Origin of the sequence: Photobacterium sp. GB-1, assembly GCF_003026165.1 — a bacterium.
Taxonomy (GTDB): Bacteria; Pseudomonadota; Gammaproteobacteria; order Enterobacterales; family Vibrionaceae; genus Photobacterium.
In genome coordinates this window covers 333,684-355,576 of sequence record NZ_PYOB01000001.1, presented here as the reverse complement: position 1 = coordinate 355,576, position 21,893 = coordinate 333,684, and the positions used below count along the sequence as shown (strand labels likewise).

Here is a 21,893-nt window from a genome sequence, read left to right as displayed (position 1 = left end):
ACATTATCATGTTCGTTAGGGAATATATTGCTCATCATATAAATAATTAGCAGTATAAAAGTGCAACACTTATTTTTTAGGATAATAAAATAATGCAGCGTATATCATCATTGTTTTGTGCAGCAGCTCTGGCTTTATCAGGTTCAGCAATGGCAGATGACTTTAAAGTTGTTACAACCATTAAACCATTAAACCTGATTGTTAGTGAGTTAGTTCAAGGTGCAGCAACGTCAGATGCAATCTTACCACCAGGAGCTTCTCCACATGATTATGCATTACGTCCATCAGATGTAAAAAAATTGAATGATGCAGATCTGGTAATTTGGGTTGGGCCTCAACTAGAAACTTTTTTAACAAAACTTATGGCTACAAACCCAAATAGCTTCGCTTTGACAAAACAAGCTGGTATCGATTTTCTAAATTATGGTGCTAAACCGAGTGATGACCATGCCGGTCACGACGATCACGATGACCATGGCGATCATGCCGGCCACGACGCTCACGATGGCCATGGCGATCATGCCGGCCACGATGATCACAATGACCATGGCGATCATGAAGGTCACGATGCTCATGATGACCATGGTGATCATGCAGGTCATCACCACTCTGGGCTTAATCCGCATTTCTGGATGGGACCAAAACAGACAATTGAAGCCGCAAATGTGATCACGGAAGCATTGATTAAACATGATCCATTGCATAAAACTGTTTATCTCGATAATCTTTCAACGTTTACCACTGAAGTTAATCAAGCTGTAAGTGAACTTAATGCGGAATTAAAACCTGTTTCAAATAATGGCTATTTTGTTTTTCATGATGGCTATGGGTATTTCGAACATCAGTTTGGTCTGAATAACTTAGGGCACTTTACTGTTGAGCCTGATCGTAAGCCTGGTGCTAAAACTCTAATCGCAATTCGTGAATCATTAAAAGATAAGCAAGCTTATTGTGTATTCAGTGAGCCGCAGTTTTCACCAGCAGTTGTTGATAGTGTAACTAAAGGCACAGGGGTAAACATAGGAACCCTTGATCCAATGGCGACAAATGTCGAAGTGGGCAAGGGAGGATACGTCCGTTTTATTAAGGAACTCGGACAGAGCTTTACCAAGTGTTTAAAATAGAAAATGAAATTATATCAAGCGGCAGCAACTTCTATTAAAGAGCTGCCGCGTCAGCACAAAATTGCGTTAGTTTCCACCTCTGTGCTTATGATGGCTGCCATAATGTGGCAGCCATCAAAACCACAAGTAACTTTTCCATCATCAAGCGTAAATAAGCGTATTGATGTCACATTGCCATCTAAATTAGATTTATTATCTGAACAAGATAGTGAGCCATTAGGTGTGTCTCTTGATCAAAATGATCCTGAATTCCAAGCACCAAAAGATGAAATAGAGCAACAACTTGATGATGCTAAAGTTGAAGTTGAGCATAAACATCGAGTGGCATCGGGTGAAACGTTAGGGATTATCTTTTCACAGTATGGTTTGCCTATTTCAGATATGTACCGCTTAATTGATGCAAATAAGTCAGTACAGAATTTGCGTGTTGGACAAACACTTGAGTGGGAAGTCAATGATGATGGGAAATTAACAGAACTTAAAATTATCCGCAGTAAAAAAGAGACGGATGCCTTTACACTATCGAAAAAAGGTTATGTATATAAAAAGATAGTTAAAAAAGGTGAGATGAAACCCGTTACTATCATCGGACGTGTAAATGGCAGTTTTTATAATTCAGCTCGAGCAGCAGGCCTAACACCGACTCAGATCCAAACATTAGTAAAAGCCTTACAATGGAAATTTAACCTTGGACGCGAAGCGCATAAAGGGGATCGTTTTGCTGTAGGTATTGATCGAGAATTTATTGATGGTAAGGCGGTGGGTAAAGGTGAGGTTAATGCTTTTTACTACAAATCAGCGAATGGTAAGGATTCAACCTTTATTATTAGAGGTGATGATGATCAGTTCTATGATAGTAGTGGACACAGTTTAAACCGAGCATTTAGACGTATTCCCACATCGAAACGTTATCGTATCAGCTCATCTTTTAATCCAAATCGTCTCCACCCTGTCACTGGACGCCGATCACCACATAATGGTACCGATTTTGCGGTTCCGATTGGTACATCTGTTTTGGCTGCTGGTGATGGCGTCGTTGTAAAATCACGTTACCACCCATTAGCAGGTAACTATATTGTCGTTAAGCATGGCCGAGAATATATGACACGTTATTTACACCTAAGTAAACGTGAGGTGAAGGTGGGCGATAAAGTGAAAATGGGACAACGTATTGCTAAAAGTGGTAATACTGGGCGCTCAACAGGCCCACACTTACATTTTGAGTTGATAAAAAATGGTCGTCCTGTTGACGCAATGAAAGTATCTTTGCCACAAGCCGATCCACTCTATGGTAAAGAACGCAAAAATTTAATGAAACAAGTTAGCTTTTATAAGGATAAGTTTAACGATGTAATATCGAGCTAAGTTGTTTAATCGTAAAAAAGCGCACATATTGTGCGCTTTTTTTATGGTTTTTATCACTGAATTTAACTAATCAAAGACGTTTTTTAAATTAACCCTACACTTATCACTTATATCTATAGGGAATTAAGTATTTGTATTTCTGTTCCTTTTTGGTGATTCCATGTCGTTTTTAAGCAATGTAAGGGCAAAAAAACAAATGTTTTTTTGATTTATGACAAGACATGAAATGTATCAATATGTAAAATTCAAACCAGAAATGCTAATAATTCTTATTAAGGTAACGATTTACTATGAAGTTGTCAGAGATGTCATGCGGAAACTGTGGGACCGTCATTAATATGTCTGCGTTACCCTCAGCGACGCGAAAAAAGTTGATGGTTATGGGGTTACTACCTCGTACAGAAATTACCGTTGTTCGTGTGGCGCCGTTAGGTGATCCGCTTCAAGTTCGTGTACGTGGTGTTGATATCGCTTTACGTAAGCAAATTGCAGAAAACATCGAGGTTGAGGCACTGTAATGCAATATAATATTCTTACTGTTGGTAACCCGAACAGTGGTAAAACAACGTTGTTTAATGGCTTAACTGGCGCTAAGCAGCAAGTCGGTAACTGGGCTGGTGTAACGGTTGAGAAAAAAACAGGTCGCTACCAACACAATGGTGATGATTTTTCGCTGACAGATCTACCTGGTATTTATAACCTTGATAGTGCAAACGATGCGAATAGCCTTGATGAAGCAATCGCGTCACGTGCAATTTTAACAACGCCTGCTGACGTGATAATCAACGTTGTTGATGCATCGAGCTTAGAGCGTAGTTTATACATGACGCTACAGCTGCGTGAGCTAGGCCGCCCGATGGTGGTTGTGCTCAACAAGATGGATGTATTGAAGCGCCAGCGTCAGGTATTGGATATTAAAGCGTTAGAAAAAGCATTAGGGTGTCCTGTATTAGCGTTATCTGCTAATAATATGGAGCGTATTGCTGAATTTAAAACCAAGTTACACAAGATGTTAACACAAGGTGTTGTCGTTAACGAGTTTGAGCTTGATTATGGTCAAGATTTCGAGCGAGCAGTGAGTCAATTAGCACCGTTATTCAAACATAACGATAAGCTAAATGCTCGTGCACAAGGTATCCGTGTATTAGAAAACGATACTTTAGTGATCAACACGCTATCTGATGAAGATAAAACAACAGCATGTGGTTTACGTGCAGATTTATTAAGTACGGTTGATCCTGATATTCAAGTCGCTGATGTGCGTTACACCTTCTTGCATCAGCTGTGTCAAAAAGTCCGTCGTCAAGAAGGCCGTTTAAGTAACAGCCTAACAGATAAAATAGATCGTGTATTACTGAACCGCTTTTTTGGTATCCCATTTTTCTTCTTAGTAATGTACGTGATGTTTATGTTTGCGATAAACATTGGTAGTGCATTTATCGATTTCTTTGATATTAGCTTTGGCGCACTATTAGTCGATGGTGGTCATCATCTTTTAGATGATCACTTGCCAGTATGGTTAGTAACAATTATTGCGAACGGCATCGGTGGTGGTATTCAAACGGTTGCAACCTTTATTCCAGTGATTGCGTGTTTGTACTTGTTCCTTGCGGTATTAGAAAGCTCGGGCTATATGGCACGCGCCGCATTTGTTCTTGATAAAGTGATGCAAAAAGTAGGTTTACCGGGTAAAGCATTTGTTCCTCTAGTGCTTGGCTTTGGTTGTAATGTACCTGCGATCATGGCAACTCGTACTCTTGAACAAGAACGTGAGCGTAAACTCGCAGCCGCAATGGCACCCTTTATGTCATGTGGCGCGCGTTTACCGGTATATGCACTGTTTGCAGCAGCTTTTTTCCCTGAAAATGGTCAGAACGTGGTATTTGCACTGTACCTATTAGGTATTGTGGCAGCTGTGATGACGGGGCTTATTTTACGTTCAACGCTTTACCCTGGCTCTAGTGATAGCTTTATCATGGAAATGCCAAACTACGAATTACCAACTATTCGCAATGTGGTGATAAAAACATGGCAAAAGCTAAAGCGCTTTGTATTTGGTGCGGGTAAAACCATCGTTGTCGTTGTGGCAGTATTAAGCTTCTTTAACTCATTAGGTACTGATGGTTCATTCGGTAACGAAGATACGTCTAAATCTGTGTTATCTAAAGCATCACAGGTGGTGACGCCGGTGCTTGAGCCTATTGGTGTGAAAGCCGATAACTGGCCTGCAACCGTCGGTATCATTACGGGTATTTTCGCAAAAGAAGCCGTTGTGGGTACGCTAAACAGCTTATACGCACCAGCAACAGATGATAGCAATGAAGAATACAACCTTGTTGCTAGCTTAAAAGAAGCAGTTGAATCAGTTGGTGATAACCTAGCAGCATTAAGCTTTAGTGATCCACTGGGTATCGAAGTGGGTGATTTAGAAAACAAACAAGCCGTTGCTGAAGAGCAGGGTGTTAACGAATCTGTATACGGTAACATTCAAGCGCACTTCGTAAGTGGTGCAGCTGCAATGGCGTACTTGATTTTCATTCTGTTGTACACACCATGTGCGGCTGCAATGGGTGCTTACGTACGTGAGTTTGGTCAGAAGTTTGCTCTGTTTATTGCAGGTTGGACGATGTTAATGGCTTACTCGTTTGCCACTTGGTTCTACCAAATTGCTCACTTTGTTGATCATCCTGTAACGAGTGCATTCTGGATTAGCTTCTTCGTATTGATTAATGGCGGTATCTTCTTGTTATTGAAACGAGAAGGGAAAAAACAAACTAACCTTGAAGGCTTGTTAGTAGAATGATCCTACAGCAGCTAAAACAATATATTGAACAGCATGGACGTGTCAGTCGCAAGCAACTCTCTGATCACTTCGGAATGTCGGAAGACGGGGTTGAAGCAATGCTTGATGTATGGATACGTAAAGGTTCGATTGGAAAAGAATTGGTTGGCTGTGAAAGTTCAGACTGCTGCCAACCTGCGAAAGAGATTTGGTATCGTTGTTTATCCGTTAACGAATTATCGATAACGGTAATGCGATAGAAGGTAGTAAAAGCAAAAGGCAGCTTAATTAAGCTGCCTTTTTTAATGCTAATGAGAGATAGCTGTAAAGCCTTTAACCTGACTTAACTCTTCGCGAAGCTCATCAGCCAGTGCTGCTTGTAGCGCTTCACTGCGTTGAGTACCATCTGTATTTCCCCAAATTGGTCCAGGCCATGCTATGTCATGACTAAAGCGTGCAATGTGGTGTAAATGAAGTTGTGGTACAAGGTTACCTAATGCACCAACGTTAATCTTTTCTGCTTGATAGTCGTTTTCTAATAATGTGGCTACGGCACTTGATTCACGCATTAGTTGGTATTGGTCTTGTTCAGGTAGGTGGTGGATCTCACGTAACTCGTCAATACGAGGGACTAAGATAATCCATGGTCCCAGCGCTTCTTTAGATAATAAAACACGAGAAAGCGGAAAATCACCGAGTACAGTGGTATCAGATTGTAGGCGAGGATGAAGAGTGAAACGCATGTAATTATTCCTTCACAGTACATTATGGCTCACAAGCCAGAGCATTATTTATCATAGTATGCCTAATTTAAAACGATTGGTATTATCCTTAACGTATTCTCTAACATTTGGTTAAGAGTTCTAATTATTGTGAGGCAACTTATGGCAAGCGAATATCAGTTTATACTCGATTATTGGTTTGGCGAGTTAGAGGGTGAAGTAACCAAAGAAAATAAACATGCGCTTTGGTTTCTAGGTGGTGAAGAAATTGATGCTTACATTAAAACCCATTTTCAATCTTGGGTGAGTAAGGCTGGCAAAGGGGAGTTAAATCACTGGTGTGAAACGGCCCAAGGTCGCTTGGCCCTGATAATTTTACTCGATCAATTTAGCCGCAACATCTACCGTGGATTAAGTGCGGCATTTCGTTATGACTCATTAGCCTTAGCATTGTGTAAACGTGGTTTAGCATTGAATCAAGATGTAGATTTATCGCCAATTGAACGCGTATTTTTCTATTTACCTTTAGAACATGCAGAAGATTTGGAAGATCAAGAAGAGAGTGTGTTTCGCTTTCAACACTTAAGAGAATCAACTTCCTTGAATAATCGTGAACTATTTGATGGCTTTTATAATTATGCGAGAAGCCATTATGATGTGATTAAGCAATTTGGACGTTTTCCATATCGTAATGCGGTGCTGGGGCGACTTTCTACGCAAGGTGAATTGATGTGGTTGAACCAAGGTGGTCAGCGATTTGGTCAATAAAGGGATCTAACTATTGAATCTTTGGTTATGTTTTTATTTACAGAGCCTAATTTATAAACATATTTCAGAGTGCGATAAACAGAAAATAAAAAGCCTTCCAAATGGAAGGCTTTTTAATATTAAGGGGGATGTAGATTACATACGCTCTAGTGTTTCGATACCAAGTAGGTCTAGACCTTGCTTGATAGTTTTTGATGTTAGCAATGCAAGCTTCAAGCGGCTTTGCTTAACATCTTCTTCAGCATTAAGAATTGGACATGCTTCGTAGAAGCTAGAGAACATACCTGCAAGTTCGAATAGGTAAGTACACATTAAGTGTGGTTGACCTTCACGTGCTACAGATTGTACCGCTTCTTCAAATTGAAGAAGTTTAGATAGCAGTACTTGCTCTTTTTCGTCAGTGATAACGATTGGGTGAGTAAGATCTGCAAGCTCAACATTCGCGCGCTTAAAGATAGATGCTACACGTGTGTATGCGTACTGCATGTATGGTGCAGTGTTACCTTCGAATGCTAGCATGTTGTCCCAGTCGAAGATGTAATCTGTCGTACGATGCTTAGAAAGATCAGAGTACTTAACCGCAGCCATTGCAACAGTTTGTGCAATGTTTGCTTTTTCTTCAGCACTTAGTTCTGGGTTCTTTTCTTCAATTAGCTTGTTAGCACGCTCAACAGCCTCATCCAGAAGATCAGCAAGACGAACAGTACCGCCAGCACGAGTCTTAAATGGACGACCATCTTTACCTAGCATCATACCAAATGCGTGGTGCTCAAGAGATACACTCTCTGGCACATAACCCGCTTTACGTACGATTTCCCAAGCCATCATTAGGTGTTGGTGCTGACGTGAGTCGATGAAGTAAAGTACGCGATCAGCATGAAGTTGCTCGTAACGGTATTTAGCACAAGCGATATCAGTGGTTGTGTATAGGTAACCGCCATCACGCTTCTGGATGATCACACCCATAGGCTCGCCGTCTTTGTTTTTGTATTCGTCTAGGTAAACAACAATTGCGCCATCACTTTCTACAGCTAGACCTTTTTCTTTAAGATCTGCAACAACGCCAGGTAGCATGTCGTTGTACATAGATTCGCCCATTACGTTGTCATCAGTCAGTGACACGCTTAGACGATCGTAGTTGCGTTGATTTTGCTTAAGTGTAATAGCAACAAGTTGCTTCCATTTCTCAAGGCAGTACTCATCACCGCTTTGTAGACGAACAACAAAGTTACGTGCTGTTTTACCGAATTCTTCGTCTTCATCATAAAGTACTTTAGATTCACGGTAGAAACCTTCAAGATCGCTGATGTCCATAGAAACATCAGTACCTTCTTGCTCTTTACGCTGCATGTTAGCGATAAGCATACCGAATTGTGTACCCCAGTCACCAAGGTGGTTAGCTCGGATAACATTGTGGCCTAAAAATTCAAGAGTACGTACAACTGCATCACCGATGATAGTTGAACGTAAGTGACCTACGTGCATTTCTTTTGCAACGTTTGGTGCAGAGTAGTCAACAACAATGTTTTGTGCTGTTTCAGTATTAACGGCTAGACGCTCATCTTTTAGTGCTTCTTCACCACGCTCAGCTAACCATGCTTTGTTTAAGAAAATGTTAATAAAGCCTGGGCCGGCAATTTCAACTTTCTCAGCAATACCATCTAGTTCTAAGCAGTCGATAACTTTTTGTGCGAATTCGCGTGGATTAGTACCTAGCTTCTTTGCTACGCCCATAACACCGTTCGCTTGGTAATCACCAAACTGCGCTTTAGCTGATTGGCGAACTGCGGCAGGGCTGCCTGCAGGTGCGCCAGCGGCTTCTAAAGCCTGAGATACTTTATCATTAATAAGTGCTTGAATGTTCACACGCTGATCCTTAAATCATTTGTAACGCCAATTACTAATAAGAGGCAAAAATGTCTACGTATTACAAGATCACCGTCAAAAATAATCACGAAATAAAACAAAATGATAACATAAATAAATCAAGTGTTTAACGTGAGTATTTTTGACGGGGTCGCGAATATCTAAATATGCACCGAAGTCTTGAATACGCAGTAGGTATTGTCCTAATAATACCCACAGATGGAGGTACTTTGGCAACCGGAAAAACCTATTGTTTACGTTTTTTTTTAACTTTTTTTGTTATGAGTAAATAATGTGTAACACGCTATTGTATTGAAAAGAGAGTGCGTTAAATTCATGTTTCATTAAATCACGAAAAATGGATAATTATTCACTTCGTCTCATTATAGTAATAGCTGTCAATAATAGGATAAATTTATGCACAAGCTTGAACAATATAATCTTCATCCAACGCAGATGCTTGCGCAGTTACCGGAGTTTATGAAAGCGATTAATGCATTGATTGATGATTTAGGGATTTCACTGGCTGATTACCAAGCCGATCACATTGCATTACGTGTCAATGATCAAGATGTGGCGCAACAGTTACATCAAGCCTGGCTGAGTTATGGCCAAGAATGGTCTAACAATATGATCAATGGTCGTCCCATTGTGATCATTGGGTTTGAACAGTCATTAGCCGTAGATGGATGGACAATCGAAGCGTTAGAGTTGCCTTATCCGAGTGATAAAGTTTATCTGAAGCAAGGGTGGGAACATATTGAGTTTGTGGTGCCATCTAGTGCACAAACGATTGAAGAATTAAAAGCAGATTTACTAGAACAATTACCACAATTAGATTGGGATGGGTTAGATGCGAAGGGGATCAAAGTAAAAGCCAGTTTACCATCCGGTGAAGATGAGCGTTTAGCTAATCCTACTTTTGCGTTTAAACGTGATGGGGTATGTATTAAATTACACGGACACTCGTTAAAAGCAGTATTAGAAAGTGAACAAGCCTAGTTGCTGTAAATACGAATAATAAAAAGCGTAGTAATCCCCAAAGATTACTACGCTCGCTTGGTCAATATTGTCTTTTTCTGATTATAAAATAACCGTCCGGTTACCATAGACAAAAATACGATCGTCTACCGCAAGGCCTAATGCTTTACTGAGCACAGATTTTTCTACATCACGACCAGACTTTGCCATTTCAACTGCACTGAAACTATGATCAACAGGGATGACGTTTTGGGTTATGATTGGCCCTTCATCAAGATCGTTAGTTACAAAGTGTGCGGTTGCACCAATGATTTTTACACCACGTTCAAATGCTTGTTGGTAAGGCTTAGCGCCAATAAATGCAGGTAAGAAACTGTGATGAATATTAATGATTTTATTAGGGAATTGTGCAACAAAATTAGGCGTTAAAATACGCATATATTTCGCCAGTACCACGTAATTTGGTTGATACTGTTGTACCGCTTCTAATAGTTTTTGTTCGTGCTCTTCACGGCTTAATCCTTCATGGCAAACATGATGGAATGGAATATCAAACTTTTCCGTTAGCCCTTGTAGGGTGTCGTAATTACCAACAACCGCAGCAATATCGATATCTAATGAACCATCGAAGGCTTTAACAAGAATATCACCTAGGCAGTGCGCTTCTTTTGTCACCATGATGACGATTTTTTTGCGATCAGAACTGATTAAACGGCGTTTGCTGCCTTTGGGTAAAGCATGATCAATATCTGCGAGGAAGGTTGTATCATTAAAATAGCCTTCAAGCTCAGTACGCATGAAAAATTGATTATGGGTGTTATCAACATATTCCTTATTGTTGATAATATTTAGTTGGTGCTTATGACAAATGTTGGTAATTTTGGCGATTAGTCCCATTTCATCTGGGCATTCCGTGAGGAGTGTTTTCTTTTCCATGTCGTTTCCTGACTGCGATTCACGCATATAATACATTGCGTGTTACAAAGATCTTAATTAACTATTACCTAGATTTAACCTTATGGTCAAAGTATTTATTTGTTAGGTGATGTTATTAATAAGAAAGTGATGTCGTTAATTTTTGTAATCGATGGATAGAAGACTAGTCGAGTAGTTGGATAATTGGCATAATGAATACTGTATATATAACCAATAGTGCGAAGTAAATGATAACGAAGTTTTTTGCCTCTGGTGGCGCATTAGATAAAGCCATCCCTGGTTTTCAGGCTCGCCAACCTCAAATTGATATGGCGAATGCTGTGGCTGATGCGATCAAGAGTGAATCTCAGCTGGTGGTTGAAGCGGGAACGGGGACAGGTAAAACCTTTGCTTATGTGATCCCCGCTTTGCTTAGTGGTAAGAAAACTATTATCAGTACAGGCTCTAAAAACCTTCAAGAGCAATTATTTCACCGTGATTTGCCATTAATGGCTGATGCGATTGGCTTTACGGGGCGTGTCGCGTTATTAAAAGGGCGAGCAAATTATCTGTGTGTAGATCGTTTAAATCGCCAAGTGATAGAAAGCCATGATGTGGAATCTGATCCTACGTTATTAACACAGTTGGTTAAAATTCGACAATGGTCTTCATCATCGAAAAGCGGCGATTTTGGTGAATGTGAAGATGTTGCAGAAGATAGCCCAGTCATTCCATTGATTACTTCGACCAATGATAACTGTTTAGGCCGTGAATGCCCCTCGTATGATGATTGTTTTGTCGTTAAAGCACGTCGCAAAGCAATGGAAGCCGATGTAGTTGTTGTTAATCACCATTTATTCTTAGCCGATTTAGCCATTAAAGAAACAGGCTTTGGTGAATTAATTCCTGAAGCTGAAGTATTTATCTTTGATGAAGCCCACCAAATGCCTGATATTGCCAGTCAGTACTTTGGCCAGAGCCTAACCAGTCGCCAATTAATTGAACTCGCGAAAGATATTGATATTGGTTATCGCACAGAAGCGCGTGATATGCGCCAACTGCAAAAAACGGCAGATAGGTTACAGCAAGCTGCGTTTGAAATGCGGATAATTTTAGGTGATCCCGGGTTTAGGGGAAATTGGCGAGAAGCATCACAAACCCCTGCTGTTCAACGGGAATTGACTCGACTGTCAGATGCATTAGATCTTACCTACGATGTACTTAAGCTGGCGTTAGGTCGAAGCCAGTTACTAGATACTGCCTTTGAACGTGCAGCAACGCTAAAAGCCAAACTAAAACGAGTATCAGATACTGCAATTACAGGCTATTCCTATTGGTATGAATGTACACCTCGCCAGTTTAGTTTAAATATCACGCCGCTCTCTGTTGCGGATAAATTTAAAGAGCAAATGGCTGAGCAAAAAGGGGCATGGATCTTCACTTCAGCAACCTTAGCCGTTGATGAGAATTTCACCCACTTTAGTCATCGCTTAGGGTTAGAGCCAAAGCAACAATTCTCGCTTGAAAGTCCGTTTGATTACAACGAGCAGGCGTTATTATGTGTACCTCGCCATTTACCTGAGCCTAATAGTTATGGTCTCGCTAATAAATTGGTTGAGATGTTAGCGCCTGTGATTGAAGCGAATAATGGTCGTTGTTTTTTCTTGTGTACTTCTCATCAAATGGTACGCGATCTTGCAGAAGGGTTTCGTGAGAAGCTGAGTTTACCCGTGTTAGCGCAAGGTGAAACAACGAAACAAAAGCTACTTAATGAGTATTTGGCTCATGGTAATGCATTATTAGTGGCAACGGGGGCGTTCTGGGAAGGGATTGATGTTAGAGGGCAAGCCCTTAGCTGTGTTATCATTGATAAATTACCGTTTACAGCACCAGATGATCCATTATTAAAAGCACGTATTGAAGATTGTCGTATGCGTGGTGGTGATCCTTTTGCCGATGTCCAAGTACCTGATGCGGTGATCACCTTAAAGCAGGGTGTTGGGCGTTTGATCCGTGATACTAAAGACAAAGGCGCATTGATCATTTGTGATAACCGATTAGTAACAAGGCATTATGGCGCTGTATTTTTACGAAGTTTACCACCGATCCCTCGTACACGTAGTGTTGAAGGGGTTAGTGACTTTTTGTCTACTATTAATAACAATAACGTTATTGAAGATGACAACCAACATTCAGAGGCTTGAATGAGAACCAAAATTTTGGCAGTTGATACTGCAACTGAAAATTGTTCTGTTGCCCTATTAATGGGTGATGAAGTTATCTCTCGTTGTGAATATGCGCCACGTGAGCACACAACAAAAATTTTGCCTATGGTAGATACTGTTCTGGCTGAAGCTGGTATCAAGCTAAACCAACTCGATGCATTGGCTTACGGCCAAGGCCCTGGTAGCTTTACTGGTGTTCGTATCGGCATTGGTATTGCGCAAGGTTTAGCGTTTGGTGCCGATTTACCTATGGTGGGCGTGTCAACATTAGCTGCAATGGCGCAAGGTACTTACCGTGTCCATCAAGCTGACAATGTATTATCTGCTATTGATGCTCGTATGGGCGAAATCTATTGGGGTCAGTATCAGCGTAAAATAGATGGTGACTGGCAAATTATCGGTGCAGAGCAGGTGATTGTACCTGATGCTTTAGTTGAATCTGTTCAGACCGAAACGGGTATTTGGTTAACAGCGGGTACAGCGTGGGAAGTGTATGCTGATACTCTAGCTAAGTTACCTTTTGAAATGCAGCAGGGCTCGGTGTTATATCCTGATTCACAAGACATGGTTCACCTAGCGAAGTTTGCTTTTGCTCGTGGTGAAAGTGTTAGCGCAGAAGTGGCTAGTCCTGTGTATTTACGTGATACTGTGACATGGAAAAAACTGCCAGGTCGCGAATAATTAAATAAAGAGTAGTGGCGGGTGCTGCTACTTTTTCTTTATCCTAATTTTTTAAATGGATGATGAGAGGAGATTATGGTTACTATCAATCATGGTGTTATATCATTACCATCAAAACCATTTAGTTCAACCTCACAGACCTCTAGTACGAAAGCGAGCACTTCAAGTGATACGGTTTCATCAACGTCTGTTTTATCATCGTTATCGACAACACAACACGCAGAGTGGGCGAGTCAAGAATATCGTCAATTACAGTATGATCGCCCTGATGGTAAACATCAGAAAGCATTATCTATGTATATGGATGTCATGCTGCATGATAGAAAAGAACAACTTTCCGATCTGATCGGTATCAATATGGTTGTTTAAACCAACGAATACTTTCCTTATTATTCTCATCGTTATCACGTTAATTTAACGTGTCCGTAGACTATGCCTAAATAATTACTTTTGCTGTAATATTGAACAGTTATGTTGAGGTTTTATATGTTTCGCACGCTATTTCTTGGGCTGATATTAATCTTTATGGTAGGCTGCGCCAGTGTTCCAGCCAGCTTGCAGACCAAAACGAAAAATCCTATCACGGATTTACGCGTTATCACCGAGCATCCTACTGTAATGCAACATCAGGAAGTAAGGTTAGGTGGCATTATTGCTTCAATTAAAAATGAAGCAAAGCAAACACGCGTTGAAATAGTCGCATTGCCGTTAACCTCTGACGGTAGACCAATATTGAACAGTAAACCCCAAGGTAGATTTATTGCGAATGTACCTGGCTTTCTTGATCCTATCGAGTATGCCAAAGGACGTTTACTGACAGTTGTCGGGCAATATACTGAAATGCAAAAAGGTAAAGTTGGAGAGTACGATTATACTTTTCCTGTGGTAAATGCTTCAGGTGAGCAAATTTGGCAAGTACAGCAGCAAATTCAAATGGAAACACCAATGCGATTTAATCGTTGTATTGGCATTAACTGTGGATTTTGGGGCGATGATTACTTTATGCCACCGTTTGGCATTCAAGGGCGCGTGGTTGATAGAGTGATAATGTAAGTCATGGAAGTAACAACATTTAAGCTGGCTGAATTAGAATTAGCGGGACTGACCAATTTCTCATTATCGTCGCCGTTAGAGAATAACAAACCCGTGTTGTTATTTATTCATGGTTGGCAAGATAATGCTGCGACGTTTTCATCACTTTGGTCACGACTAGAGGACGATTTTAATCTTGTTGCCATTGATTTGCCTGGACATGGTTTATCACAATCTCGAAGTGGGGATAACTATTATCACTTTTTCGATTATATTGATGATTTACACCAAGTCATTACACAGCTCCCCACCACTCGCGTGTGTCTTGTTGGCCACTCATTAGGGGCGATTATTGCCAGTTGTTATAGCGCAGCTTATCCTCAATCAATAGATAAGTTGGTATTAATTGAAGGCTTATCGCCATTAGTGGAAGAGGCCGAACAAACGGTTGAGCGGTTAAAGTGTGGGATTAAAAGTCGACAGCAATACCGTAAAAGTAGTGAACGTCGTAAAGCAAGAGCAATGAGCTCTTTTACTGAAGCTTTACAATTACGTGCCAACGTTAATGATTTACCCATGGCATGTTTAGAGCCTGTTGTGAAGCGGGCAACGGTTAAGCGTAATGGGCTGTGGTACTGGCGACATGACCATCGCCTGCGTTGTGAATCACTCTACCGGATGACACAACAACAAGCACAAGCAATTATGTCGTCAATAGAAGCACCCATTTATTCGATTGTCGGAAGTCATGGATTTCCTCAACTGCGTGATGATCCGCAGGATAAATACAAGCTTCAACAGTTTTCACAGGTAGTGATTGACGGGGGGCATCATTGCCATTTAGAACAGCCAGATACAGTATCGAATTGTATTAGGGCTTTTATTTCCCTCGAGAGAGATTAATCTTCGCTTTTCAATGAGTAGCTTCAAAGTTTCTACTCAGTTAATTTGGCAAGATGTTAATTATAAGTTAAGTATACTGTACTTGAATGTAAACGCATGTTTGATTTATACGTACAGTATTTACCTGTATTCCTGTATAGGTATTAAAGCAGTCTAATAATAAGGAGAATGCGAGTGGATAAGGTTTGGCTTAGCCGCTATCCGAATGATGTACCGGCAGAAATTAATCCGGATGCATATTCATCATTAGTTGATATGTTTGAACAATCAGTACGTAAATATGCTGATCAAACTGCTTTCATTAACATGGGACAAGTTATGACCTTCCGTAAATTGGAAGAGCGTAGCCGTGCCTTTGCAGCTTACCTTCAAAATGAATTGAAGCTACAAAAAGGTGACCGTGTTGCTGTAATGATGCCAAACTTACTGCAATATCCTATCGCGCTATTCGGTATTTTACGTGCAGGTTGTGTTGTGGTTAACGTCAACCCGTTATACACCCCACGTGAGTTAGAGCACCAATTAAATGACTCTGGTGCAAAAGCCATTGTTATCGTGTCTAACTTTGCTCATACCCTTGAAGCTGTTGTTAAAAATACAGGTGTTAAAAATGTAATTTTAACCAGCCTTGGCGACCAATTGTCTCGTCCAAAAGGTACTTTGGTTAACTTTGTTGTTAAGTACATTAAGAAAATGGTGCCTAAGTACCATTTGCCGCATGCGACTTCAATGCGTATCGCACTGCGTAAAGGCCGTCGTATGCAGTATGTTAAGCCATTTATTACTGGCGATGACATGGCATTTCTTCAATATACAGGTGGTACAACAGGCGTCGCTAAGGGGGCAATATTAACGCATCATAATATGGTGTCTAATGTCATGCAGGCGAAAGGTGCATATGGTCCTGTGCTAACAGAGGGGCGTGAGCTCATTGTTACCGCTTTACCGCTTTATCATGTATTTGCATTGACAGTAAACTGCTTATTATTAATGGAAATGGGCGGTCAGAACTTACTGATCACGAATCCACGTGATATTCCCACTTTTGTCAAAGAGCTTCAACGTTATCAATTTACAGCAATTACAGGTGTGAACACCTTATTTAATGCGCTGATCAACAATGAAGATTTCCAAGAGCTCGATTTTAGTAATCTACGTCTTTCTGTTGGCGGCGGTATGGCGGTGCAACGTGCTGTTGCTGAAAAGTGGCAGAAAATCACCGGTAATTACTTATTAGAAGGGTACGGTTTAACCGAGTGTTCACCACTGGTTGCAGCATACCCTTATGATTTGACGCAATATAACGGTTCAATTGGCCTGCCTGTCCCTTCAACTGAAGTGCGTATGGTTGATGATGAAGGTAATATTGTGGGTATCGACGAAGTCGGTGAATTACAAGTTCGTGGTCCTCAAGTCATGAAAGGTTACTGGCAGCGTCCTGAAGCCACTAAAGAAGTATTAACAGAAGATGGTTGGCTATCGACGGGTGATATCGTTAAATTTGATGATGAAGGCTTTTTGCATATTGTCGATCGTAAGAAAGATATGATCTTAGTGTCAGGTTTTAACGTTTATCCTAATGAAATCGAAGATGTTGTAGCGCTACATGACAAAGTGCTTGAAGTCGCAGCGATCGGCCAGGCTCATGAAGTGTCTGGAGAAGTGGTTAAGATATGTGTGGTGAAACGCGATCAGAGCCTCACAAAAGATGAATTGATAGCGCATTGTCGTCAACATTTAACAGGTTATAAGATACCTAAAATTGTTGAATTTATGGATGACTTGCCAAAAACCAATGTAGGTAAGATTCTACGTCGCGTATTGCGTGAAGAGTCTGATAAAAAAGCACAACAATAAGTGTTTGCGATAATAAATATGTAAAAAAGCCCATCAGTTTTTGCTGAAAAGTGTTATTACATACTATTGCGCGATATTATAGATGCCGACATTACGTCGGCATTTTTCTTAATATAATTTACAAAAAGGTTAATGATTTAGCCCCGCACCGAAAAGGTATCATGTGAACTTCGAGATAATTACAACAACCGAGCAATTACAACAGCGTTGTGACTCAGCCAGAACGCACACTGCCGTTATGCTTGATACGGAATTTGTCCGTACTCGTACGCTATACCCGCGTTTAGGTTTGATTCAATTATTCGATGGTGAGCAGTTATCGTTAATTGATCCATTAGAAGTGGAAGACATGGAGCCATTGTGGGCATTGTTACGTGATCAATCGGTGATGAAAGTGCTTCACGCCTGTGGTGAAGATCTAGAAGTATTTCAGCATCATGCCGGTTGTTTACCAACACCAATGTTTGATACTCAGTTAATGGCAGCTTTCCTTGGACAAGGTATTTCAACGGGCTTTGGTGCATTAGTGAAAGAATACGTTGGTGTTGAGCTTGATAAAGGCGAAGCGCGTACCAATTGGCTTGCACGTCCATTAACGGCAAAACAACTCGATTATGCCGCTGCCGATGTTTATTACTTAAAACCGTTGTTTGAAAGTTTATTAGCTAAGGTTGAAGAACGGGGCTATATGGAAGCATTACAGCAAGAATGCCTATCTGTAATACACCGCCGTATTAAGCCCGTTGATCCAGAAAAAGCGTATCTTGATATTAAAAACGCATGGCAGTTAAACCCACAGCAACTTGCTGTTTTGCAAAAAGTTGCAGCTTGGCGAGTACGTGAAGCGCAGAAACGGGATATCGCATTAAACTTCATTGTCAAAGAATTACATTTATGGAAATTAGCGCGTTTTAATATTAAATCACGAGCTGAGCTTGAGAAAGCAGATTTTGAGCCAATGGAGATCCAACGTCACGGTAACCGTTTATTGAAAATGGTGCATGATTGCGATCGTATTGCAGCGCAAGATTATCCCGCGAAAATAGAGCGTTTGGTTGATTTCCCACATTATAAGCAGATGGTAAAATCCATCAAAGACGTAGTAACAGATGTTGAAAAAGAGACCGGTTTAGCGCCTGAGTTCTTAGCTTCTAAAAAGCAGATCCACCAAGTATTATCTTGGGCATGGAAGTATCAGCGTCAAGATGAAAAACGTCCTGAAATGTTGAAAAACTGGCGTCGTGATTTATTTGAGCAACGTGTATTAAAGTTATTAGACGAAAAAGCCTAATTGATTACTACGTCCTAAAAGAAAAAACCCGCCATCTGCGGGTTTTTCTGTATTAACGTTCTTCGTCAGGTAACGTCACGTTAAGTTCGAGTACGGATAAATCTTCCTCTTTATGATCAAGGTTCACAGACACTTGATTTGGGTCGATTTGAACGTACTTACTGATCACATCTAAAATATCTTGTTTTAGCTGGGGTAGGTAGGCTGGAGCCGGTTGTCCAGCACTACGACGTTCAGCGACAATAATCTGTAACCTTTCCTTTGCTACATTCGCTGTTTTCGTCTTTTTCGGGCGGAAAAACTCGAGCAGTGCCATATAAAGTTAGCCTCCAAATAAGCGTTTTAGGAAGCCTTTCTTCTCTTCCTCTAAGAATTTAAATGGGCGTTCCTCACCCAATAAGCGTGCTACTGTATCTTCATAAGCAATGCCAGCATCAGATTCTTTATCGAAAATAACGGGCTCACCCTTGTTAGATGCGTTTAGCACAGCTTGGCTTTCAGGAATAACACCTAAAAGAGGGATGTGTAAAATTTCTTCAACATCTTGAACGCTTAGCATTTCACCTTGCGTTACACGTGTCGGGTTATAGCGTGTTAGTAGTAAGTGTTGTTTAACTGCGTCTTTACCATCTTCTGCTCGGCGAGACTTAGAATCTAGAATACCTAAAATACGATCAGAGTCGCGAACAGAAGAGACTTCAGGATTCGTTGTTACAATCGCTTCATCAGCAAAGTAAAGTGCCATTAAAGCACCAGTTTCAATACCTGCTGGAGAATCACAGATAATGAAATCAAAATTCATTTTATCCAAGTCATTTAAAACACGCTCAACGCCTTCACGAGAGAGTGCGTCTTTATCACGAGTCTGAGATGCAGGTAAAACAAAAAGGTTATCAACACGCTTATCTTTAATTAATGCTTGGTTCAGATTTGCTTCGCCGTTGATAACGTTTACAAAGTCATAAACGACACGTCGCTCACAACCCATAATGAGATCAAGGTTACGTAGACCAATATCAAAATCGATAACCGCCGTTTTTTTACCGCATAATGCTAGACCAGATGCAATGGCTGCGCTTGAGGTTGTTTTACCAACGCCGCCTTTACCTGAAGTAACAACGATAATTCGTGCCATTTACTAAATTCCTTATTAAAACTTTTATAAAGCAAGGTGCTCGATGCTAAGCGTATTATCAGTAATTGAAATTACAACACCCTTGCCCCAGAACTCATCCTGAATGTTATCACTTAGCCAGTAGTTTCCTGCAACTGAAATTAGTTCAGATTGCAAGTTCTGACAGAAAATTGTCGCTTCTAGGTCTCCGTTGGCTCCAGCTAATGCTCGACCACGTAACGTACCGTAAATATGAATGCAACCATCAGCAATAATTTCAGCGCCCGCACTCACATGGTTGAGAATGACAAGGTCACGATTTTTAGCATAAATCTGTTGACCAGAACGAACAGGAGTGCGAATGATAAGTGCAGACTCTCGGCCTTGAACTGGCTGAGAAGATGGCTCAGCTTCAGTAGATTCTACTGTTGTTTTTTCTTTCACCGTGCGTGCGGCATTCATAATAGCAAATCCAGCAGATTTTGCTTGATTTTGTAACGCTTGTTCTTTACAACCGCTGATACCTACAGGGATCATGCCCGCGTCGACAATTGCTCGTTTTAATTGCTCAAAATTAATATCTTTGCCTGCATTAGAGATATCGATAACAACGGGAGCTGATGCAAAGAAATTAGGTGCGAGTTCAATTTTTTCTTTTAGGTGATCGGTCGCTTTTTTGATATCACCATCAATTAAATGAAGCGCAGAGAGCGTAAATGAGCTCCCTTTAAGTTCAGTCGTCTTGGTCATGGTATTTATTATGGTTAATGTTTAAATTAACCATTCTTGTTGATTATCACAAAGGTACTAGCATGGTATATTCCCGAGCAGTTAGGGGCAAGTTATCCTTGCTTTGACATGGGAAATTCAGACAAAAGTCTCATCCTGTAGGGGGAAAAATAAACCAACGGGGAATGATACGTTAAAATAGCTGTCTGAAAGAATAAGCTTTAACAAATAGGTGAATTGAAATGTTGTGTGCAATCTATAAAAGCTTAAAAAAAGATAACACATATTTATATGTAAATAAGAAAGATGATTTCTCCGATGTGCCTGAAGTATTAATGAATACATTTGGTAAACCGCAATTTGTTATGGTGATAAAGTTAGAAGGGAGAAAGTTAGCCTTGGCCGATGTTGAAAAAGTAAAAGAAGCATTAAAGACCGTTGGTTTCTATCTTCAAGTTCCACCGCCAGTAACAAATTTATTGGATCAATATAAAGCCGAGAAAGCCGGCAGAGCTAATTAAGGTTATTATGCATAAGCGTTTTATATCGGCCGTTGTGGCCTTAGGACTAGGGATTTCCTCAACAGCTTTTGCTGCTGATGAAGGGTTTAACGCATATATTAATAAATTAAAAGCAGAAGCGCGTAGTAATGGTATTTCTGAGCCTATTCTCGATTCAGCTTTTAAAGGCATTACATTTACTCATCGTGCAGTAAAGGCAGATAAAAACCAACCTGAGAAAAAGTTAACATTAGATCAATATATTCCACGCGCTGTACCTGACTGGAAAGTAAAACAAGCACGTCGTTTATATCAAGAGAATAAAACAACATTAGATCGGATAGGTAAAGAATACGGCGTACAGCCACGTTTTATTGTTGCGTTGTGGGGGGTTGAAAGTAACTTTGGTAAATTACAAGGTAATTACCATGTTGTTGAAGCATTAACCACGTTGGCTTATGAAGGTCGTCGTGAAGCTTTATTTCGTAAACAAGTGATGGCGGCATTACAAATCCTTCAAGAGGGACATATTACGATTGATGAGATGAAAGGATCATGGGCAGGGGCGATGGGTCAATGCCAATTCATGCCGACATCTTATTTAACCTTTGCTGTTGATGGTAATAATGATGGTAAAGCTGATATTTGGAATACTAAAGCGGATGTTTTTGCATCTGCAGCGAATTACCTAAAAAAATCAGGTTGGAATGATAAATATACTTGGGGACGTCAAGTTAAGATCCCATCATCATTATCGGCCGATTTAAAAGGTACGGGTGTAGAAAAAACCAAAACACTAGCACAATGGCAAACACTCGGTGTTCGTACTATGAGTGGTGGGAATTTACCCAAAGAAGACATTGATGCATGGTTAATTCAACCTGATGACGAACATGGGCGTGCTTACCTTGTTTATGGTAATTACCAAACATTAATGAAATGGAATCGTTCTCATTATTTTGCTTTAGCTGTCAGCCATCTTGCTGATCGTATCTAATAGCTATAACCAATAATAAAAGGTTATCTGTATTGAAAGTC

The 21,893-nt window shown here is 40.5% G+C and carries 22 protein-coding genes; 16 read left to right on the top strand and 6 right to left on the bottom strand.

What is annotated here, in order from left to right; translation table 11 throughout:
* Window positions 1-92 precede the first annotated feature (92 nt).
* From znuA to C9J45_RS01455, 5 genes are all read left to right on the top strand, one after another.
* Complete coding sequence (gene znuA / locus C9J45_RS01475; RefSeq protein ID WP_107292074.1) at window positions 93-1,124, top strand: zinc ABC transporter substrate-binding protein ZnuA; 1,032 nt, start codon at window positions 93-95, stop codon at window positions 1,122-1,124.
* Window positions 1,125-1,127: 3 nt separating this feature from the next.
* Entirely contained in the window at window positions 1,128-2,489 is a 1,362-nt protein-coding gene (gene mepM / locus C9J45_RS01470; protein ID WP_107205585.1) for a murein DD-endopeptidase MepM, read from the top strand.
* 290 nt (window positions 2,490-2,779) lie between these two features.
* Entirely contained in the window at window positions 2,780-3,007 is a 228-nt protein-coding gene (locus C9J45_RS01465; protein WP_105060630.1) for a FeoA family protein, read from the top strand.
* A complete protein-coding gene (gene feoB / locus C9J45_RS01460) occupies window positions 3,007-5,292 on the top strand; it encodes a Fe(2+) transporter permease subunit FeoB (RefSeq protein ID WP_107290567.1) in 2,286 nt (761 codons plus the stop codon). Before C9J45_RS01465 ends, feoB begins: the two co-directional genes overlap by 1 nt.
* Complete coding sequence (locus C9J45_RS01455; RefSeq protein ID WP_107245581.1) at window positions 5,289-5,531, top strand: FeoC-like transcriptional regulator; 243 nt, start codon at window positions 5,289-5,291, stop codon at window positions 5,529-5,531. The genes feoB and C9J45_RS01455 overlap by 4 nt, the downstream gene beginning before the upstream one ends.
* 48 nt (window positions 5,532-5,579) lie before the next feature.
* On the opposite strand, the gene C9J45_RS01450 is transcribed toward C9J45_RS01455, so the two are convergent.
* The gene (locus C9J45_RS01450) at window positions 5,580-6,014 is read right to left on the bottom strand and encodes an HIT domain-containing protein (protein ID WP_107205588.1); all 435 of its coding nucleotides are present in this window, start codon (window positions 6,012-6,014) and stop codon (window positions 5,580-5,582) included.
* Between the two features lie 141 nt (window positions 6,015-6,155).
* Here C9J45_RS01450 and C9J45_RS01445 point away from each other — a divergent pair, with 141 nt between their 5' ends.
* Entirely contained in the window at window positions 6,156-6,761 is a 606-nt protein-coding gene (locus tag C9J45_RS01445) for a DUF924 family protein (RefSeq protein WP_107205589.1), read from the top strand.
* Window positions 6,762-6,896: 135 nt separating this feature from the next.
* Here the strand turns inward: C9J45_RS01445 and argS are convergent, their stop codons facing one another.
* Entirely contained in the window at window positions 6,897-8,627 is a 1,731-nt protein-coding gene (argS, locus tag C9J45_RS01440) for an arginine--tRNA ligase (RefSeq protein ID WP_105060625.1), read from the bottom strand.
* 417 nt (window positions 8,628-9,044) lie between these two features.
* Between argS and C9J45_RS01435 the strand changes: the two genes are divergently transcribed.
* Window positions 9,045-9,629: a VOC family protein gene (locus tag C9J45_RS01435; RefSeq protein WP_107245579.1), complete on the top strand. Its 585-nt coding sequence runs from the start codon at window positions 9,045-9,047 to the stop codon at window positions 9,627-9,629.
* A gap of 81 nt (window positions 9,630-9,710) precedes the next feature.
* Here C9J45_RS01435 and purU read toward each other — a convergent pair whose 3' ends face one another.
* Complete coding sequence (gene purU, locus C9J45_RS01430; protein ID WP_105060623.1) at window positions 9,711-10,544, bottom strand: formyltetrahydrofolate deformylase; 834 nt, start codon at window positions 10,542-10,544, stop codon at window positions 9,711-9,713.
* A 227-nt stretch (window positions 10,545-10,771) separates the two neighbouring features.
* Here purU and C9J45_RS01425 point away from each other — a divergent pair, with 227 nt between their 5' ends.
* The 7 genes from C9J45_RS01425 to rnd all read left to right on the top strand — a co-directional run bounded on the left by C9J45_RS01425 (window position 10,772) and on the right by rnd (window position 18,512).
* Window positions 10,772-12,727 carry an ATP-dependent DNA helicase gene (locus C9J45_RS01425; protein ID WP_006646899.1) on the top strand — a complete coding sequence of 652 codons (1,956 nt, stop codon included), beginning with the start codon at window positions 10,772-10,774 and terminating at the stop codon, window positions 12,725-12,727.
* On the top strand, window positions 12,728-13,429 hold the full coding sequence (tsaB, locus tag C9J45_RS01420) for a tRNA (adenosine(37)-N6)-threonylcarbamoyltransferase complex dimerization subunit type 1 TsaB (RefSeq protein WP_107292073.1): 702 nt from the start codon (window positions 12,728-12,730) through the stop codon (window positions 13,427-13,429).
* A 75-nt stretch (window positions 13,430-13,504) separates the two neighbouring features.
* Window positions 13,505-13,798, top strand: coding sequence for a hypothetical protein (locus C9J45_RS01415; RefSeq protein WP_107205593.1), 294 nt, complete (start codon window positions 13,505-13,507; stop codon window positions 13,796-13,798).
* A gap of 117 nt (window positions 13,799-13,915) precedes the next feature.
* Entirely contained in the window at window positions 13,916-14,482 is a 567-nt protein-coding gene (locus C9J45_RS01410; RefSeq protein WP_107292072.1) for a Slp family lipoprotein, read from the top strand.
* Window positions 14,483-14,485: 3 nt separating this feature from the next.
* Window positions 14,486-15,364, top strand: a complete 879-nt coding sequence (locus C9J45_RS01405) for an alpha/beta fold hydrolase (RefSeq protein ID WP_107287064.1) — start codon at window positions 14,486-14,488, stop codon at window positions 15,362-15,364.
* A gap of 174 nt (window positions 15,365-15,538) precedes the next feature.
* Window positions 15,539-17,221, top strand: a complete 1,683-nt coding sequence (fadD, locus tag C9J45_RS01400; protein WP_105060617.1) for a long-chain-fatty-acid--CoA ligase FadD — start codon at window positions 15,539-15,541, stop codon at window positions 17,219-17,221.
* 163 nt (window positions 17,222-17,384) lie between these two features.
* Window positions 17,385-18,512 (top strand): ribonuclease D, encoded by a 1,128-nt coding sequence (rnd, locus tag C9J45_RS01395; protein WP_107259405.1) that lies wholly within the window; start codon window positions 17,385-17,387, stop codon window positions 18,510-18,512.
* A 52-nt stretch (window positions 18,513-18,564) separates the two neighbouring features.
* Here rnd and minE read toward each other — a convergent pair whose 3' ends face one another.
* From minE to minC, 3 genes are read right to left on the bottom strand one after another with little or no spacing between them, the layout of a single operon-like run.
* Window positions 18,565-18,828, bottom strand: coding sequence for a cell division topological specificity factor MinE (gene minE / locus C9J45_RS01390; protein ID WP_005370595.1), 264 nt, complete (start codon window positions 18,826-18,828; stop codon window positions 18,565-18,567).
* 6 nt (window positions 18,829-18,834) lie between these two features.
* Complete coding sequence (minD, locus tag C9J45_RS01385) at window positions 18,835-19,647, bottom strand: septum site-determining protein MinD (protein WP_107205597.1); 813 nt, start codon at window positions 19,645-19,647, stop codon at window positions 18,835-18,837.
* Between the two features lie 24 nt (window positions 19,648-19,671).
* The gene (minC, locus tag C9J45_RS01380) at window positions 19,672-20,376 is read right to left on the bottom strand and encodes a septum site-determining protein MinC (protein WP_107205598.1); all 705 of its coding nucleotides are present in this window, start codon (window positions 20,374-20,376) and stop codon (window positions 19,672-19,674) included.
* A 221-nt stretch (window positions 20,377-20,597) separates the two neighbouring features.
* On the opposite strand from minC, the gene C9J45_RS01375 reads away from it, so the two are divergent.
* Complete coding sequence (locus C9J45_RS01375) at window positions 20,598-20,876, top strand: YcgL domain-containing protein (RefSeq protein WP_005370601.1); 279 nt, start codon at window positions 20,598-20,600, stop codon at window positions 20,874-20,876.
* Between the two features lie 7 nt (window positions 20,877-20,883).
* The gene (locus tag C9J45_RS01370) at window positions 20,884-21,852 is read left to right on the top strand and encodes a lytic transglycosylase domain-containing protein (RefSeq protein WP_045082690.1); all 969 of its coding nucleotides are present in this window, start codon (window positions 20,884-20,886) and stop codon (window positions 21,850-21,852) included.
* Window positions 21,853-21,893 lie beyond the last annotated feature (41 nt).

Coding starts and splice junctions, on each gene's coding strand:
- minE (WP_005370595.1), bottom strand. CDS start 18,828: ATGGCACTGCTCGAGTTTTTCCGCCCGAAAAAGACGAAAACAGCGAAT.
- tsaB (WP_107292073.1), top strand. CDS start 12,728: ATGAGAACCAAAATTTTGGCAGTTGATACTGCAACTGAAAATTGTTCT.
- C9J45_RS01375 (WP_005370601.1), top strand. CDS start 20,598: ATGTTGTGTGCAATCTATAAAAGCTTAAAAAAAGATAACACATATTTA.
- C9J45_RS01415 (WP_107205593.1), top strand. CDS start 13,505: ATGGTTACTATCAATCATGGTGTTATATCATTACCATCAAAACCATTT.
- C9J45_RS01455 (WP_107245581.1), top strand. CDS start 5,289: ATGATCCTACAGCAGCTAAAACAATATATTGAACAGCATGGACGTGTC.
- C9J45_RS01410 (WP_107292072.1), top strand. CDS start 13,916: ATGTTTCGCACGCTATTTCTTGGGCTGATATTAATCTTTATGGTAGGC.
- C9J45_RS01450 (WP_107205588.1), bottom strand. CDS start 6,014: ATGCGTTTCACTCTTCATCCTCGCCTACAATCTGATACCACTGTACTC.
- purU (WP_105060623.1), bottom strand. CDS start 10,544: ATGGAAAAGAAAACACTCCTCACGGAATGCCCAGATGAAATGGGACTA.
- C9J45_RS01405 (WP_107287064.1), top strand. CDS start 14,486: ATGGAAGTAACAACATTTAAGCTGGCTGAATTAGAATTAGCGGGACTG.
- C9J45_RS01465 (WP_105060630.1), top strand. CDS start 2,780: ATGAAGTTGTCAGAGATGTCATGCGGAAACTGTGGGACCGTCATTAAT.
- C9J45_RS01445 (WP_107205589.1), top strand. CDS start 6,156: ATGGCAAGCGAATATCAGTTTATACTCGATTATTGGTTTGGCGAGTTA.
- feoB (WP_107290567.1), top strand. CDS start 3,007: ATGCAATATAATATTCTTACTGTTGGTAACCCGAACAGTGGTAAAACA.
- mepM (WP_107205585.1), top strand. CDS start 1,128: ATGAAATTATATCAAGCGGCAGCAACTTCTATTAAAGAGCTGCCGCGT.
- minC (WP_107205598.1), bottom strand. CDS start 20,376: ATGACCAAGACGACTGAACTTAAAGGGAGCTCATTTACGCTCTCTGCG.
- minD (WP_107205597.1), bottom strand. CDS start 19,647: ATGGCACGAATTATCGTTGTTACTTCAGGTAAAGGCGGCGTTGGTAAA.
- C9J45_RS01370 (WP_045082690.1), top strand. CDS start 20,884: ATGCATAAGCGTTTTATATCGGCCGTTGTGGCCTTAGGACTAGGGATT.
- znuA (WP_107292074.1), top strand. CDS start 93: ATGCAGCGTATATCATCATTGTTTTGTGCAGCAGCTCTGGCTTTATCA.
- C9J45_RS01425 (WP_006646899.1), top strand. CDS start 10,772: ATGATAACGAAGTTTTTTGCCTCTGGTGGCGCATTAGATAAAGCCATC.
- C9J45_RS01435 (WP_107245579.1), top strand. CDS start 9,045: ATGCACAAGCTTGAACAATATAATCTTCATCCAACGCAGATGCTTGCG.